The 16,387-nt window shown below is 54.4% G+C and carries 18 protein-coding genes; 13 read left to right on the plus strand and 5 right to left on the minus strand.

Annotated elements, in window-relative coordinates; genetic code table 11:
• Nucleotides 1–26 precede the first annotated feature (26 nt).
• Genes PYL13_RS04715 through PYL13_RS04730 form a run of 4 tightly spaced genes read right to left on the minus strand, consistent with a single transcriptional unit; the run spans nucleotide 27 to nucleotide 3,248 of the window.
• The gene (locus tag PYL13_RS04715; RefSeq protein ID WP_275640604.1) at nucleotides 27–917 is read right to left on the minus strand and encodes an SMP-30/gluconolactonase/LRE family protein; all 891 of its coding nucleotides are present in this window, start codon (nucleotides 915–917) and stop codon (nucleotides 27–29) included.
• Entirely contained in the window at nucleotides 917–1,549 is a 633-nt protein-coding gene (locus PYL13_RS04720; RefSeq protein ID WP_275640605.1) for a 2-dehydro-3-deoxy-6-phosphogalactonate aldolase, read from the minus strand. Before PYL13_RS04720 ends, PYL13_RS04715 begins: the two co-directional genes overlap by 1 nt.
• 5 nt (nucleotides 1,550–1,554) lie before the next feature.
• A complete protein-coding gene (locus tag PYL13_RS04725; RefSeq protein ID WP_259145799.1) occupies nucleotides 1,555–2,484 on the minus strand; it encodes a 2-dehydro-3-deoxygalactonokinase in 930 nt (309 codons plus the stop codon).
• The gene (locus PYL13_RS04730; RefSeq protein ID WP_275640606.1) at nucleotides 2,484–3,248 is read right to left on the minus strand and encodes an SDR family NAD(P)-dependent oxidoreductase; all 765 of its coding nucleotides are present in this window, start codon (nucleotides 3,246–3,248) and stop codon (nucleotides 2,484–2,486) included. Before PYL13_RS04730 ends, PYL13_RS04725 begins: the two co-directional genes overlap by 1 nt.
• A 137-nt stretch (nucleotides 3,249–3,385) precedes the next feature.
• Between PYL13_RS04730 and PYL13_RS04735 the strand changes: the two genes are divergently transcribed.
• From PYL13_RS04735 to PYL13_RS04790, 12 genes are all read left to right on the plus strand, one after another.
• Complete coding sequence (locus PYL13_RS04735) at nucleotides 3,386–4,201, plus strand: IclR family transcriptional regulator (RefSeq protein WP_275640607.1); 816 nt, start codon at nucleotides 3,386–3,388, stop codon at nucleotides 4,199–4,201.
• Nucleotides 4,202–4,356: 155 nt separating this feature from the next.
• Entirely contained in the window at nucleotides 4,357–5,097 is a 741-nt protein-coding gene (locus PYL13_RS04740) for a helix-turn-helix transcriptional regulator (RefSeq protein ID WP_405049384.1), read from the plus strand.
• A gap of 78 nt (nucleotides 5,098–5,175) precedes the next feature.
• A complete protein-coding gene (locus PYL13_RS04745) occupies nucleotides 5,176–6,402 on the plus strand; it encodes a CmpA/NrtA family ABC transporter substrate-binding protein (RefSeq protein ID WP_275640608.1) in 1,227 nt (408 codons plus the stop codon).
• An 85-nt stretch (nucleotides 6,403–6,487) separates the two neighbouring features.
• Nucleotides 6,488–7,627 carry an Mrp/NBP35 family ATP-binding protein gene (locus tag PYL13_RS04750; protein ID WP_275640609.1) on the plus strand — a complete coding sequence of 380 codons (1,140 nt, stop codon included), beginning with the start codon at nucleotides 6,488–6,490 and terminating at the stop codon, nucleotides 7,625–7,627.
• A gap of 251 nt (nucleotides 7,628–7,878) precedes the next feature.
• Nucleotides 7,879–8,856 (plus strand): magnesium/cobalt transporter CorA, encoded by a 978-nt coding sequence (gene corA / locus PYL13_RS04755; RefSeq protein ID WP_275640610.1) that lies wholly within the window; start codon nucleotides 7,879–7,881, stop codon nucleotides 8,854–8,856.
• Between the two features lie 15 nt (nucleotides 8,857–8,871).
• Nucleotides 8,872–10,788, plus strand: a complete 1,917-nt coding sequence (locus PYL13_RS04760) for a potassium transporter Kup (protein WP_259145791.1) — start codon at nucleotides 8,872–8,874, stop codon at nucleotides 10,786–10,788.
• A gap of 313 nt (nucleotides 10,789–11,101) precedes the next feature.
• Nucleotides 11,102–12,253 (plus strand): cell wall hydrolase, encoded by a 1,152-nt coding sequence (locus PYL13_RS04765; protein WP_275641372.1) that lies wholly within the window; start codon nucleotides 11,102–11,104, stop codon nucleotides 12,251–12,253.
• Between the two features lie 271 nt (nucleotides 12,254–12,524).
• A complete protein-coding gene (locus tag PYL13_RS04770) occupies nucleotides 12,525–12,890 on the plus strand; it encodes an AtpZ/AtpI family protein (RefSeq protein WP_192487113.1) in 366 nt (121 codons plus the stop codon).
• Nucleotides 12,891–12,953: 63 nt separating this feature from the next.
• On the plus strand, nucleotides 12,954–13,703 hold the full coding sequence (locus tag PYL13_RS04775; RefSeq protein WP_192487114.1) for a F0F1 ATP synthase subunit A: 750 nt from the start codon (nucleotides 12,954–12,956) through the stop codon (nucleotides 13,701–13,703).
• 71 nt (nucleotides 13,704–13,774) lie between these two features.
• Nucleotides 13,775–14,002 (plus strand): F0F1 ATP synthase subunit C, encoded by a 228-nt coding sequence (locus PYL13_RS04780; protein WP_003494147.1) that lies wholly within the window; start codon nucleotides 13,775–13,777, stop codon nucleotides 14,000–14,002.
• An 84-nt stretch (nucleotides 14,003–14,086) separates the two neighbouring features.
• Nucleotides 14,087–14,680, plus strand: a complete 594-nt coding sequence (locus PYL13_RS04785) for a F0F1 ATP synthase subunit B (RefSeq protein ID WP_192487115.1) — start codon at nucleotides 14,087–14,089, stop codon at nucleotides 14,678–14,680.
• Nucleotide 14,681: 1 nt separating this feature from the next.
• Nucleotides 14,682–15,167, plus strand: coding sequence for a F0F1 ATP synthase subunit B (locus tag PYL13_RS04790; RefSeq protein ID WP_259145784.1), 486 nt, complete (start codon nucleotides 14,682–14,684; stop codon nucleotides 15,165–15,167).
• A 316-nt stretch (nucleotides 15,168–15,483) separates the two neighbouring features.
• On the opposite strand, the gene PYL13_RS04795 is transcribed toward PYL13_RS04790, so the two are convergent.
• Complete coding sequence (locus tag PYL13_RS04795; RefSeq protein WP_275640611.1) at nucleotides 15,484–16,137, minus strand: ribonuclease HII; 654 nt, start codon at nucleotides 16,135–16,137, stop codon at nucleotides 15,484–15,486.
• Nucleotides 16,138–16,152: 15 nt separating this feature from the next.
• On the opposite strand from PYL13_RS04795, the gene PYL13_RS04800 reads away from it, so the two are divergent.
• Complete coding sequence (locus tag PYL13_RS04800; RefSeq protein ID WP_250983664.1) at nucleotides 16,153–16,344, plus strand: hypothetical protein; 192 nt, start codon at nucleotides 16,153–16,155, stop codon at nucleotides 16,342–16,344.
• Nucleotides 16,345–16,387: the final 43 nt, after the last annotated feature.

Below are 16,387 nucleotides of genomic sequence, written 5' to 3' on the forward strand. Positions count from 1 at the left end.
GGAAACAGTTCCGCCGCTCATTTCTTTTAGGCGAGTCGATACGCGAAGTCGTGAACGCCATTCACGTCGATACCGAGATCGAATGTTGCACCCTGCAGGGCATCAGGCGACAGACCTGCATCCGCCATGCCATCAAAAGCTGACGTGACCAGGAGCCGATTTGCAGTCTTGCCGATGAACGCCGGGCATGTGGTTTGCAGACCCGGTACGGAATACTGTTCAAGCAACTGTCCATTGGCGTTGTAACGGGCAACGCGCCCGGCACCCCACTTGGCGTTCCAGATATCGCCGTTCTTGTCGCATACCGATCCATCTATACCGGCATCGTCATCGCTTGCGTCAACCAGAACGGATGGTTTCTCCAGCGGCAGGCCGGTCGAGGGATCAACCGCAACACGCATCAGCTTGTTGACCCTTGTGTCGGTGTAGTAGGCGATGGCTCCATCCGGTGAAAAGCAGATGGAGTTGGGGATGCTGATATTGTCAAACAACGTCGTCACAGTACCATTGGCAACATGATAAATGCCGCCAGCTCCGTCTTCAGCTGATTTACCCATCGTGCCGATCCACAGGGCACCTGAGGCATGCACGCGTCCATCATTGGAGCGGTTTGCCGGTTTGCCTGGCTCGAAATCGGTGTGCAGCGTCAGCTCACCGGTTGCGATCTGGCGCAGGAACAGGCCATTTTCGGATGCAATCAACTGACGGTCATCATCCACCTTGGCCAGAACGCTGGCCATGAAGGGGAGTTTGTGAACGCTCTTTCGGCCGGATGCGAGGTGCAATTCATGCAACTCTTTTCCAAGAATATTGAACCACCATGCAGTGTCGGTCGCCGCGTCATAGGTCGGGCCTTCACCCAACTGAAGTGCAGTTTCGTCGAGAACTTTACCTGTGAAAGGATGTAGGGTCGCCATTATGCCTCCTTGATCGCATCGTCATAGGCGTTGATGGTGAGGATGGCGCGTTCCTTGACTTCCGCAGCCGTGAGGCCGGGCTTGTACAGGCTTGTGCCAAGGCCAAAAGCTGTGATGCCTGCCTTGGTGTAATCGGAGAAGTTCTTGTCCGATACGCCGCCGACGGCTGCAATCAGCAGATCCTTTGGCAAAATTGTGCGGATGGCAACAATACCGGCGGGGCCGATAATGCTGGCCGGGAAAAACTTCAGACCGGTTGCACCGGCCTTGGCGGCCAGCAGTGCTTCGGTTGGTGTCAGTACCCCCGGCAATGTCACCATGCCTTTTTCGCGTGCGGCGGTGATAACCTCAACGTCGACATTCGGGCTAACCATCAGCTTGCCGCCAGCCTTGTCGAGATTTTCTACATCGTCAACGCTCAACACGGTGCCTGCACCGATCAGGCAATCGGCAGGGGCAAGCTTTGCAGCTATCTCGATGGACTTGAACGGCTCTGGCGAGTTCAGCGGAATTTCGATGGCGCGAAAACCGGTTTCGATCAGAACGCTGACCACATCATGGGTTTCTTCCGGCTTCAGGCCACGCAGAATGGCGACCAGCGGATATTTTATGGATGGAAATGGAATGCGCATGGGTATCAACCTTTCAAATTCGGCCAGATGGTCGTAGCGGCGGCGTAAAGACCGTGGCGTACTGCGGCATCGGCATCGATAAGCGTGTAGGAAATGTCCAGAGCCGCCAATGCGGCTTTGTAGAGTTCGCCAAGTCCGCCGGATGCGACCAGAACAACCTGCGTGTCACTGGATACCTGTGAACGGGCACCGGCAATTTCAACACCGATCAGAATACCGGAGAGGCGTGCCTTGGCGTTGGTGGCGGACAGTGCATGCAGCAGCTGACCGGAGCGGACAGTGAACACATGGTGTGTCGCCATCTGCGGGTTCTCAACTGCCTTGCGCACGGCAGCTATAAATTCAGGGTTCTCGCCCGTCGTTGCTTCACCTTCCGAAACGGCGTGAGCAAGGATCGAATGTTTGGCGATAACTTCAAAAAGCTCACCGGTCATGTAGGTGGAGAAACCTTCAACGGTGCCGTCCTGCACGGTCACCCATTTGGAATGGGTTCCGGGCATGCAGACGAGGCAATTGTTTTTGACCTCATCGGAGGCCAATGCGCCAAGCAGTTGGGTTTCTTCACCGCGAATAACGTCTGGTGCTGTTTCTGCACGCTGGGCAAGACCCGGCAGAATACGAATGTCCCGGCTTTCGCCCGGAATACGAACAGCGCCCTTCAGGACGTCTTCGATTTGTGCGGGTACGTCAACGTAACCGGCTTCGATCCAGCCTTGGCGCGCACCAGCCATGCCGCAGATCAGCACCGGAATATCGTCGGGCGCATCCGTCGCCGCCAGATGTGCGTTCAATACGTCGGCGAAGCCGGTACGGGCTGCTGTGGTCATACCTTCGTTGCTGCGTCGTTCAGCAAGAATGGCTCCGCTCTTGTCGAGTAGCCACATGCGGAAACTGGTGGTTCCCCAGTCCACGGCTACGAATGCGGGTTGCGCCATCAGAAAATTCCTCCGTCAACGATAATAGATTGTGATGTAATGGCCCCCGCTGCCTTTGAAGACAGGAAAAGGCATGGGCCAACAATATCTTCTGCAGTCAAGACGCGCTTGAGGCACTGCTTGCCCATTGTCGCTTCGATTGACTGTTCGGTGAGCCAAAGTTCCTTTTGCCGCTCCGTCACGATCATGCCCGGCAGGATACAATTGACCCGAATGTTTTCCGGCCCAAGCCGTCCGGCGAGACTTTTCGTCAGGCCGATGATGCCGGCCTTCGCTGCCGCGTAGGATGGTAGATCACCCATGTTGAGCATGAAGGAAATGGATGAGAAATTGACGATCGCCGCATCCTTTTCCTTGCGCAGGTAGGGAAGAGTAGCCTGCGTGACGAAAAACAACTGCTTCAGGTTGATCGCCTGATTATTATCCCAATAGTCCTCATTCACGGTGTCGATGTCATGACGGTCGTCCCATGCGGCATTGTTGACCAGCACGCGAAACGAACCGGCCTTGCGCCCAGCTTCATCGATCGCTGTTTTCGTTTCAGTGATATTGCGCAAGTCGGCATGGACGAAATTCACCGGATGGCTGCATTCGGCCGAAAGCCTTGCTGCCAGGGCTTTGCTCGGTGCCTTGGCGATATCGAGAAAGGTCACTCGGGCGCCCGCGCGGGCGAACCCCTCAGTCAGGGCCGCCCCAATACCGGAGCCTCCGCCGGAAATCAGAACGCCAGCATCTTTCAGATCGGAAAACCCGGGCTGCTCCATATTAACCGCTCCTCGCCATGGACACTCACTCCCTGAAGTCTTGTTAATTCCATTATTTGGAACTATGTTCAATTAAATGGAATTATTCGTCGCTCTTTCAAAAGCTGTCAAGCTTGCGGCCAAGGATATCAAGGCAAATGCCCGACCATAATGTCGCATCATCAGTAAGCACAGCCGGGGAAGAATCAGCAACCGGTACACTTGGCAAGGCCATGGCTCTGCTGGAATTGGTTGTGATGGCGCCCGAGCCTTTGCGTTTCACCGAGATATTGAACATTGTTGGCCAACCGCGCGGCACTGTTCACCGGCAATTGACCCATTTGTTGCAGGAAGGGCTATTGGAACTCGACGCCCATCAGGCCTATGTGCCCGGCATGCGGCTTTTGAAGTTTGCCGGCAAGGCATGGGCCCGTAATGATTTCAGAAGTGTTGCCGCACCCTATTTGCGAGAATTGCAGGCGGTAACCGGAGAATCAGTGCATCTCGGTATGCTGCGCGACACTGAAGTCATCTATCTGGACAAGGTGGAGGGTAGCCGTGCCATTCGCATGCACTCGCAAATCGGCAATGCATCACCCGTCTTTTGCACCGGGGTTGGCAAAGCAGCATTGGCCACGCTTGAGCAAGAGAGGCTCTTGCAAATCGTTGATAATATTCAATTTCGTTCATTTACAGCCAGCACCATAACAAATGGTGAGGCGCTGCTGAACGAGGTCAATGCCATAAGAGCCCGCGGCTTTGGCTTTGATCTGGCCGAACATGAGGACGGTATCCACTGTGTTGCAGCGCCAATTCTTTGTACCGGTCATGACTTTGCAGCGGCAGTTTCCGTCACGGGTCCGGCGTATCGATTGACGCTTGAGCATCTTGAAAAGCTCGCGCCGGTTGTTTGTGAAATCGCCGATAAAATTGCAACTGATATATCCGTCAGAATATCTCCATCATCCCGTTAGGTCATTGAGTTTCAATTTGTGGGGTTACACAAACGGCGCGGTTGTGGTTTTTTAGCTCAACTACGGTTTGTAAAAAAATGCGGTCTTGGGTAGATACTCGAACCACGTTTTCTGAAGCCGGTCTATTTGTTTTATCCATCTAAAGAAAAAGCCCAATGTCCATGTCTGAACACGATAGACCTGTCAGGACGCATGCAGAGCGTGTCACTGAGATCGAAGCGCTGAAGACACAATTTGATGTTTTCCGCTTTTTGAAAAATCTGACGGAAACCTGGGGTATGAAGGCATTCATGGTCGTCAATTTGCCCACCCAGGCAGGACTTGAATTATCGCAATATACGATTATCACCAATTGGCCGGCCGAACTGCTGCAGTCCTATGACAACGAAAGCCTCATCCGTGGCAGCACGGTCATGGCGGCGCTGCAAAAATCGACTGTTCCTTTTTTCGTTGATGCTGACTTTCTCAATCGAACAGAAGACCCGGCAACCACAAAAGTCGTGCGTGCGCTGTTTGAGCGCTTCGAAATGTTAAATTCCATATGGTGTCCGGCGCATGACGTTTCTGGGGCGCGGGGGGCCGTGTCCTTCTCTGGCAACAGAGAAGCGTTCTCGCATCAGGAAATTGCCGAAATTTCCTATATTGCCACCCATATCTTCGACCGACTGGCGTATATCAAGCGCCTCGACAACCGCGTACCGGACACATTGACGGACCGGGAACTGGATTGCTTGAACTGGACCGCTGCTGGTAAGACCAGCGCTGAGATTGCGGAAATCCTCATTCTCTCCGAGCATACGGTCAATCATTACCTCAACCGGGCAACCAAAAAGCTGGATACCGTCAACAGGACCCAGGCTGTAGCAAAAGCGTTGCGCGTGGGTCTTATAAAATAAGACGATTTTGCTGTTTGGTGATTGTTATCTGCCGCGCCATGCGCAATCCTCTATACGATTCGTCAGGAGGACCCGTGCTTGCCGGACAACCCCATTATCTCGGTTGGTTTCTCTCCTTCCGTCGATAGCGCAATTCTTGCGATTGCAGCTGAGAAGGGTTTTGCAGCGGATGAAGGCATCCGCCTTTCACTCGTTCGTAAAAACCTCGTTGGTGATATTGTCGAAGCCCTGCGCGATGACGAACTGTCATTGGGTCAATTGCCTGCAACATTCCCCGTTTTGTCTGCTTTGCAACTGGCTGGTATGCCCAAAGGGTATTTTGCACCCTTTACGCTGTCGCTCGGCGGTGCCAGTCTGGTTGTCTCTCCGGATTTGCATAAACGTCTGGAGGATGCTGGCGCGCTCGGTTTGAGCCCGTCCACTTTATCCATTGCCCTGTCGCGCCTGTGCGGACGCCGAAGAGCGCAAGGTCTGGCAACACCTCTAAAGATTGCCGTTGAAAGCAGATACGCCACCTCGTGGTATGAGCTGCGCTACATGCTGGCACACTGTCGCATCGCGGTGCCGACCGACGTCAGCATCGTTATCTCGTCACCACAGGCCATGCCTTATCTTCTGGAAGAGGGCACGATTGACGGGTTTTATGCGCCGGAGCCATTTGGCAGTGCGTCTATCCTCAATGGCACAGGCTTTATGGCCACCACCAAGTCCAATATCTGGCACAACTCTCCGGAAAGGGTGCTTGCCGTCAGCCAGGGCTGGGCCGAACAAAATATGCAGCATCTGGAAGCCTTGCTGCGCGCCCTTTACCGTGCCGGCCAGTGGTGCGCCAATGCCAGCAATATCGAGGAACTGACCGGCATTTTGGCGGCACCAAAATATCTGGGCGAAGATGGTGATCTTATCCTGCCGTCCTTCACCGGCTTTCTGTCGATATCCGATCTGCAGATGCTGGAAATCGAGGAGTTTTTTGTCACCAGTGGCAAGGCGGCCAATTTCCCATGGCAAAGTCAGGCGCTGTGGTACTTCAACCAGATGATGCGCTGGGGCGATTGCCCGGCCACACTGGCCGATGACCCCACGACATGCGAGGCGGTGCGAGATGCGTTCCGGCCGGATATTTTTCGCAAGGCCCTAAAACCGTTATTTGCGCATGTACCATCCGCCAATCTGAAAATGGAGGGAACATTGCGCCAGCCGGTTCATGTCGGCTCCTCTCGTTCGGGTCTCGTTTTGGGTCCAGACATGTTTTTTGATGGCCGGATTTTCGATCCGGAGCGGTTTGAAATCTTCAACGATCTTTGATCTATGTCAGGGATAGTGCAATCCGGGCATTGGCGAATGGCCCGGACGTGTTTATCTACGCTGGAAACCGGAAGGCAGCGCAGTCATGGCACAGGTCGAAAAACAGAGAGTTCTCGAAGTTCTTGCGAAGGTTCAGGTGCCGGGCGGCCCCTCGAACATCGTGGATATGGGAATGGTTTCGGAAATCTTTGTCACCGATGGCAAAGTATATTTTTCCATTTCCGTGCCCGCCGGACGAGCAGAAGAGCTGGAGCCACTGCGAAAACAGGCTGAAACTCTGGTCAAGACCATTCCCGGGGTTGCCTCTGTTATGGTGGCCCTGACGGCTGACAAGAAGGCGGGCGAACCATCTTCCTCTGCGCAATCGCGGCCGGTTCCTCCTGCCGGCGGTTTGCGTCCACCCGCACCTCGGCCTCCTGCCAAGGCGGGCATTCCCGGCATCGGTGCCATTCTGGCGGTCGCATCCGGCAAAGGTGGGGTGGGCAAATCCACCACTGCCGTCAATCTGGCCCTCGGTCTTCAATCGATCGGTCTAAAAGTCGGTATTCTGGATGCCGATATTTACGGGCCCTCATTGCCGCGTTTGCTGAAAATTTCCGGTCGCCCGAAACAGCTGGAAGGTCGCACCATCGTGCCGATGGAAAATTACGGCCTTAAAACCATGTCGATGGGTTTTTTGGTCGATGAAGAAGCGGCCATGATCTGGCGTGGTCCCATGGTCCAGTCAGCATTGCTACAAATGTTGCGCGAAGTCGCATGGGGAGAGCTGGACGTGTTGGTCGTTGATATGCCACCCGGCACAGGTGACGTACATCTCACCATGGCGCAGCAGGTTCCGCTGTCCGGTGCAGTTATCGTGTCGACACCTCAGGATCTGGCACTGGCCGATGCGCGCAAAGGCATCACCATGTTCCGCAAGGTCGAGGTTCCGCTGCTCGGCGTTATCGAGAACATGAGCTACTTCATCGCGCCGGATACTGGCGCGCGCTATGACATTTTCGGTCACGGCGGCGCCAAGGCAGAAGCTGAAAGGATCAATGTTCCTTTCCTTGGTGAAGTGCCGCTCACCATTTCGGTCCGTGAAATGTCCGACGCTGGAACGCCAATCGTTGCGATGGAGCCGGACGGTCCGGTTGCTAAAATCTACCGCGATATTGCCTTGCGTGTCTGGGATACGCTGAAGGCTGGAAGTGGCAAGGCTGCACCAAAAATCGTGTTTGAATAACACTCCGGTTTTGTGAGCCGATAAATAGCGCTTGATTATAAATCCGTTTACGGGCACATGCCTGCGCCGTTCAGACGTTGGATCAGGGCGTCCGAGGCTTGAACAAAAACAGAGCGACAGGACGGCTTAACTTTATCCCCTGCCGTTCTGGCTTGCTGCAATCATTTGTTTGTCGCCTCCGCCCAGATCATGATAATGAACGATTTGGCGGCAGGCTGATGACAGTCAGATTTGCAAACCGGAGAAACTGATTGATCAATGCCTATCGCTCGACCTGCGAGGCAGTAACCCTCTCGGCGCAACAGCCGATTGCGGAGCTATATCCCGATATAATCTGGATCGACATGCTCAATCCTACTCAGGATGAAGAGCGATATATAGAGACTCTGCTGGGCATAGAGGTTCCTACCCGCGAAGATTTGAAAGATATTGAACCGTCCAGCCGTCTTTATATTGATAACGGCAATGTCTTCATGACGGCATCTTTGATCTGCAAGGCAGAAACCGATGTGCCCCAGTTGACGGATGTTGCCTTCATTCTGGCTGGAAATAGACTGGTCACCATCCGATATGCTGAGCCGAAATCCTTCAATCTGTTCATCGCCGCCATTTCACGTGTTTCAGGCGAACAGCGCAACGGCGTTCAGTTTCTGCTGAAATTGCTGGAAACGATTGTCGACCGCACTGCGGAAATTCTCGAACGATCCGTAGCCGGCATTGATCAGCTTTCGGCAGGCATATTTGGAAGTCAGGCTAGGGTCAAACGCAAGGCGCCACGGTTTCTGGAAGACCGTTTGGGCGACATTGCGTCCTATCATCGCCTGCTGTCAAAAGTACGCGATAGCCTGATGTCATTGTCGCGCCTGCAGACATTTTTGTTCAGCGTACCGGCAATTCAGCAGGACAAGGACGCAAAGGAGCTTTGCCGCTCCATTGGTCGTGATATCCCATCACTGTCGGAGCATGCGTCCTTTATCTCCGGCAACCTGTCGTTCTTGCTGGATGCGTCACTCGGCCTGATCAATGTCGAGCAGAACGCCATTATCAAGATATTCTCGATCGCGTCGGTCGTTTTCCTGCCCCCAACTCTGGTTGCGTCCATTTATGGAATGAACTTTCACATCATGCCGGAGTTAGACTGGACCTACGGTTACCCGGTTGCGGTGTGTGTAATGCTCTTGTCGGCAGTAATTCCGTTTCTCTTTTTCCGCTGGAAGGGGTGGCTCTGACGAGCCTGAGGTGACATGTCTCACGGATTTGGAAGTGAAGTTAACGATAGCCAAAACAGCGAAACAAAGTCTGCGGAAGGCTTGTTGGCGGCGACCCTAGGTTCCGTTGGTGTCGTCTATGGCGACATCGGAACCAGCCCGCTTTATGCCTTTCGGGAAGCCCTGAAGCCAATCGCCGAGGACGGCGTAACCCGGATCGAGATCATCGGCCTGATTTCTCTCATGATCTGGGCTTTGACGATCATCGTGACATTTAAATATGTGACGCTGCTGTTGCGTGCTGACAATGACGGCGAGGGCGGTACATTATCCCTCCTTGCCATGTTGATGAAGACGGCCGGTTCCAGACGGGCAACACTGATTGTCCTTGGACTGGTGGGTGCGGCGCTATTTCTTGGCGACGCCATGATCACACCAGCCCTTTCGGTCCTCTCGGCCGTTGAGGGCCTCAAGCTCGTCACACCTGCCATGGATGAGTTCGTCATCCCGATCTCGGTTGCCATTCTGGTTGGTTTGTTTGCCATCCAGTCACACGGCACCAGCACGGTCGCGAAATTTTTCGGTCCTATCACCGTCCTGTGGTTTCTGGTCATGGGTGGCGTTGGTGTCATGCACATCTCGGATGACTTTGGAATTCTTGCCGCGTTCAATCCGCTCTACGCAGCAGAGTTCCTGCTGCGAGAAGGATTTCTGGGCGTCGTCGTTTTGGGCGCGGTTTTCCTGACCGTTACCGGTGCCGAAGCACTTTATGCGGATCTTGGGCATTTTGGTCGGCGTCCTATCCAGCTTGCCTGGTTCCTGCTGGTCTTTCCCGCGCTTACGCTGAATTATCTCGGGCAGGGGGCCTTTGTGCTCAAAACACCTGAGGCCATGTCTAACCCGTTTTACCTGATGTTCCCGCAATGGGCATTGCTCCCTGCGGTCATCCTTGCGACCGCGGCAACCATTATTGCCAGTCAGGCCGTTATAACCGGCGCCTTCTCGCTTGTCCGGCAGGCTATCAACCTTGGTTATCTGCCGCGTATGGAAATCCTGTTCACTTCGGAAACCAATACCGGGCAAATCTATCTGCCGTCGGTCAACACCATTCTGCTTTTGGGCGTTATCGCATTGGTCTTCAGCTTCCAGAGCTCGGATGCACTGGCCACCGCCTATGGTATCTCGGTCACTGGTGCGATGGTCGTCACCAGTCTGATGTTCTTTGAGTTTGTGCGCAGCCGTTGGAACTGGTCACTGTGGCTGGCACTTGCGGTTCTTCTGCCACTGTTCCTGCTGGAAATGGTGTTTCTAGGCGCCAACTTGCTGAAGGTTCATGATGGCGGTTACGTGCCGGTTATGTTTGCCATTGTCTTCACTATTATAATGTGGACATGGCAGCGTGGCTCGAAAATCCTGTTTGCCAAGACGCGCCGCACCGATGTGCCGCTTAAACTGTTCGTGGCTTCGGTCGAGAAGGAAAGTGCGCATGCACCATTGCGTATTCCCGGCACGGCGATTTTCCTGACCGGTGACCCCGAGACCGCTCCTGCAGCGCTGCTGCATAATCTCAAGCACAATCACGTCCTGCACGAAAAGAATGTCATCCTGACGATCCGCACGGAAGACCAACCGCGCGTTAGTCAGGTGGAACGTTTCACCATGCGGCGGTTAAGCGACCGCTTTATTGTGGTGGAGCTGCATTTTGGCTTCATGGAAACCCAGAACGTCACACAGGCATTGGCCTATCTGCGTCGAGCCGGTTTCAAGTTCGATATCATGTCGACCTCCTTTTATCTCGGACGTCGCAAGCTGGTGCCAGATAAAAACTCCGAAATGCCGACATGGCAGAACCGCCTGTTTATTGGCCTTGCAGAAACAGCGGCTGATCCCTCAGACTATTTCCGCCTGCCAGCCAACCGGGTGGTTGAACTTGGCTCTCACGTGGTGATCTGAAAACGCCCGAAAAACCTCAAGGAGCGGGCAGGGTGGATGACCACTCTGCTCACCTTATTTTATGTCTCTCATTGCGTGTTGTGCTCACGGCTGGCGTCTCGCTAAGTCGTTCCGCACCGATTCACGAAAACGTGTGCCGATATTATGTGTCACTTTGTTAAATCCGCTGCGCAGACGGACATCTCGTTAACCAAGCATCAAGGTTAACGAACTATTTTTGCTCATATACGAGTTCGTGTCGCTGGCCCCTCTGGTCGCGTCATTTGTGTGTGTCTGCGTGTTTGGAGTGCCGGTTTTGCGTTCAAAAGGTGTGATGCGTCGCGGGTCGTTCATTTCGAGTGGAAAATGGACCTCGCCTTTAGTTCTTGGCCTTGCTGCATGGCTGGCTTTCCCCACTTTGGCATCGCGGGCCGATCTGGCCGCACTGCTTGCCGGCCTTGATGGCGGCAATAGCCAGTGGCGCATGGTGTTGACCAACTCGCCGGCTGGCTCCGTCCATTCCGCTTCGCTTGCATTTAATAATGCCGACAGCGCCTCAACTTCATCTGGTGCCGGCATGACCCTGCCGGACGGCCGAAAGATCGCTTTTGCCGAAGACAAGGAAAAACATCCGACAACGCCAGATAGCGAACGCGTCAATCGCGCCGCCAAGAAGGGCCGCGTTGTCGCACTGGAAATCATGCAGCCACCGCCAGCTTTTACAGCGGGCTCAGTTCTGCAGCGCACAAGCATGATCGACGTCGAACCGCTGAGCCGCAAGGAGCGCCCGTCTTTTGTAAAGGCAAAGCGCGAAAAGCCAGTCGAACTGGCCTCATTCTATTTCCGTCGTGAAGAAAAGAAGATGGACAATGGCGTTTCGCCAATGCTGGCGTCGCTGGTCACCAACCGTAACGCGGATGTGCTGGCAACGGCCTATGCACCAGCAGAACCTGATTTTGCCCGCGAATCTCCCTTCGACGCTATTTTGAAGAAGCCGCAGACCGGACGTTTCATTCCTGACATCGGGCCGGACGACCATGCGTGGGCGGCAACGCCACTGCCGCCGGCAGTCTTTTCTGCTGAGGAGCAGCAGTGCCTCTCTTCCGGCATTTACTTTGAGGCCCGTGGAGAATCGGTGAAGGGACAGGCGGCCGTCGCGCAGGTCATTCTCAACCGTGTTCGCAACCCAACCTACCCGTCAACGATCTGTGGTGTTGTCTATCAGAACAAGGACTGGCGCAATCGCTGCCAGTTCTCCTTTGCCTGCGACAACATCCGTGACCGCGTCAACTCGCAGCGGCACTGGAAAATGGCGCGCGAAATCGCCATGGCCACCACAGCCGGCAAAATCTGGCTGCCTGAAGTTGGTTCTGCAACCCACTACCATGCTGTTTACGTGCGCCCGGCTTGGGGCAAGAGCATGAAAAAGGTCGGTCGTATCGGATTGCACGTGTTTTACCGCACATATGGCGGCGGATGGAGCTGAAATTGTGGCCTGATGGCAACGATTAGTGTGAACAAATCCAGTGATTCCTGTGCGCTATAGACGCCCGAAACCGGTTTTGAAGTCTAAGCTTATGTTTTTACAGTGTTAATTTGTATTTAATCAAGCGTGTTCAACGCCTTGACTATACGGGCACTCAAAACTATGTTGCGCGCGACTTCAGAACGGGCTGGAACATGTCAAAGCCCTTGCCGTTTACAACCTCAAAGCGTTCTGGCGGTGCTGGAACGAGGGAAGAAAAGGCAGGTGGGACATGAATAGCAACCGTGACGATAGTCTGGAAGAACGCCGTAAACGCCTCGCCAACGAGTTGGCAAAGGTGAAGACGGAGGATGAGGCCGAAGCAGCGGCGGAGAGAAATGCCGGTGAGACACGCAAGGGTTTCGCAATGGCAATGAAGCTGTCTTCTGAGTTCATATCCGCGATCGTGGTTGGCGCCATGCTCGGGTACCTTCTGGACTACTTAGCTGGTACGTCGCCTTGGGGGATGATTATACTTCTTCTTCTCGGCTTCTGTGCAGGTGTATTGAACGTTCTGCGTTCGGCCGGTGTCGTGGCTCAGCCACAATTTTCGGACGATGCGCAGACAAAGAAACAGAATGGGAAAAACAGCCCTTAAAGCTGGTTTTTCAATACGATGAAGAGGCGCCGTTGATGGCGCCAAAGGCAAAGAGGGCAGCCGGTGGCAAACGATCCGACACATCAGTTCGTGGTACAGCCGATTATTCCGATCGAAATCGGTGGGGTCGATTTTTCCTTTACCAACGCATCGCTGTTTATGGTCGCTACTATCGCAGCCGCTTCTGGTTTCCTGTATTTCGCAACATCGAACCGCGGTCTTATCCCGACCCGTTTCCAGTCTGTTGCTGAGATGTCCTACGAGTTTATTGCGTCGATGCTTCGCGAAGGCGCCGGAAGCAAGGGTATGAAGTTCTTCCCCTTTGTTTTCTCGCTGTTCATGTTCGTGCTCACCGCAAACCTGCTCGGCATGTTCCCATACTTCTTCACGATCACCAGCCAGATCATCGTAACCTTCGCACTGGCGTGCCTGGTTATCGGCACGGTCGTCGTTTACGGTTTCTACAAGCACGGTCTTCACTTCCTCGGCGTCTTTGCGCCGGCTGGCGTTCCAAAGGTTCTGTTACCTCTGGTGTCGTCCATCGAGGTGATCTCATTCTTGTCCCGACCGATCAGCCTCTCGGTTCGTCTTTTCGCGAACATGCTGGCCGGTCACATCACCCTCAAAGTTTTCGCAGGTTTCGTTGCCACGATGAGCGCTATGGGCGCAGTCGGTATTGGCGGCGCTATTCTGCCACTGATCATGACTGTCGCAATGACTGGTCTGGAATTTCTCGTTGCCTTCCTGCAGGCATACGTCTTCGCGGTACTAACTTGCATGTACCTGAACGACGCCGTGCATGGTGGTCACTGAGAAGTAAAGTCGCTGGCCCCGGTTCCCGGGCGTCAATAAAAGCCGCAACAACCATTTCTAAGGAGCTTAACATGGAAGCGGAAGCAGCAAAGTACATCGGCGCAGGTCTCGCATGCCTTGGCATGGCTGGTACGTCCCTCGCTCTCGGCCGTATCTTCGGTGACTACCTCTCCGGCGCACTGCGCAACCCATCTGCAGCAGACAGCCAGTTCGGCCGTCTGGTATTCGGCTTCGCCGTTACGGAAGCTCTGGGCATCTTCTCGTTGCTCGTCGCTCTTCTTCTGCTGTTCGCTGTCTAATATCGACAGTGACGTTTATTGATCGCGGCGCGTTTTTTATGCGTGCCGTGATCTTTCGTATTTGCAGTACACCTGGAGGTAAGCATGTTTGTGACCCCGGCTTATGCCGAGTCAACACCGGCTGCTGGTGAAACGCATACGGAAACCGGCGTAGCACAAAGTGCTGAACACGGTTCTGGCGTTTTTCCCCCGTTCGATCAGTCTACATATGCTTCGCAGCTTTTGTGGCTGGCGATTACGTTCGGCCTTTTTTACGTGCTTATGCAAAAGGTCATCGTACCCCGCGTCGGCGGTATTCTTGAAAACCGTCACGGGCGTATAGCGCAGGATCTGGATGAAGCTTCTCGTTTGAATGCTGAAGCCGATGCCGCGATTGAAAGCTATGAAAAAGAACTCGCAGCCGCGAGAGCCAAGGGAAGCTCTATCGCTTCTTCGGCTCGTGACGCAGCCAAGGCTAAGGCCGATGCTGACCGCGCCGCTGTAGAGGCAGAACTGGCTGAAAAGCTGACCGCTGCCGAGCAGCGTATTGCCGGTATCAAGGAAAAGGCATTTGCAGAAGTTGGTGCCATTGCTGAGGAAACAACGACTGCGATCGTTGATCAGCTGATTGGTTCCAAAATCAAGGATACCGATGCCAAGGCGGCTGTTGCTGCCGCTTCTGAAAAGAAGGAGGCGTAACATGGCCTTAGACGCATCATTCTTTGCACTGGTTGGTCTTGTTCTTTTCTTCGTATTGATTGCCTACCTCAAGGTCCCTGGCATGATCGCGAAGTCCCTGGACGAGCGCGCCGACAATATCCGCAATGAACTCGACGAAGCAAAGCGTCTGCGTGAAGAAGCCCAGCACCTGCTGGCTGAATATCAGCGCAAGCGCAAGGATGCCGAAGCAGAAGCTGCAAGCATCGTTGCTGCGGCCGAGCGTGAAGCGGCAGCCCTGACAGCTGAAGCCAAGGCGAAGACGGAAGAATTCGTCGCACGCCGTACCGCTCTGTCTGAACAAAAGATCAAGCAGGCTGAAGACGACGCCATTGGGGCAGTTCGTTCCGCAGCTGTTGATCTCGCGATTGCTGCTTCTGAGAGGTTGATTGCAGACAAGTCTACCGCTGCTGTGCAGGGTAAGCTGTTCAAGTCTGCAGTAGGCGAAGTCAAATCTCGTCTGAACTAAGCGGATTGCAGTTTGAATTTTGAAAGGCCGGGGCAACCCGGCCTTTTTTGTATCTGGACGACGGCTGCGCCTGTCCTGGCCATGAGAAGGGTTGATCGCACGGCCTTGCATAGACACGGGCATTCCGGACGGTGGGTGCGTGGTCTCGCATTGCCACCTTGTGGCAAGTGCCCATCTGACCGGCTCAATCCCGATTGCAATGATTAGTACTGGCGCTATGAACAGAGTCGCCCGGCGAACTTAGGCTTGGATTGTCTCACGACGGCGTAACGGTCGACCATCCTCAACCAAGACATGGCGACATAGGCGGTAAGGCTCAATCCTGACGCAGAGGGCGAAAACTCATGCGATGCAATGGGCAGGCGCCATGTTGTTCAATCGCCTGCCTGTGGGCTGCTGTGCCGTAACCTGCGTGCCCTGCAAAACCATAATGCGGGAAAAGTTCTCCAGCCTGCTCCATCATCCTGTCTCGCATTACTTTGGCGACGATGGACGCCGCTGCAATCGAGACGGATCGCGCATCGCCCTTGATCACGGCGCGGCCGGGGCAGGCTATGCCAGGCGGTACGTCACGACCATCGGCTAGGATGATGGCAGGTGATGTCGTCAGACCAAGGATTGACCGACGCATGGCATCAAGGCTGGCACGCAAGATATTCATGTCGTCAATTCTTGTCGGTGAGGACGAGGCAATGGAGACGATTGAGGTCTTGAGGATAAGTTCGAAAAGGCTTTCCCGTTTGCTTTTGGAAAGCTGTTTGGAATCGTTCAGCCCCGGCGGAATATTGTTGGGATCGAGAATGACTGCTGCTGCCACAACCGGACCGGCCAAGGGGCCACGCCCTGCTTCATCCGTGCCTGCAACCGGCCAGAAACCTTGTTTTTGGCATTCGGTCTCAATGCTGAAATCCGGTCCAGTCAGCTGGAAATCAAAAAGAGCAGGAGAGTCGGGAGGCATACGCTTTTTCATGCGGCGGAAACTCGCATGCCAACCCGATCTCCTGCAAGCCCCGGTGCGATGATAATTGCAGCAAGTACCCGAGCGGCGGCAACGGTGGTTCTGCTGGCGGCCCCTGTCGTCATGACAGATGCGGCGGGATCATCACAAAGCGGTCCGGGGATCGGTTCGCGGCAGGGACGACGCGAACGATATCTTTCAAACACATTCAACCTTTGATCTGGCAGAGACCCTGGATGTCCTGAAGTCGCTGAAGACTGTG

Origin of the sequence: Agrobacterium sp. Azo12 (genome assembly GCF_029193765.2) — a bacterium.
Taxonomy (GTDB): Bacteria; Pseudomonadota; Alphaproteobacteria; order Rhizobiales; family Rhizobiaceae; genus Agrobacterium.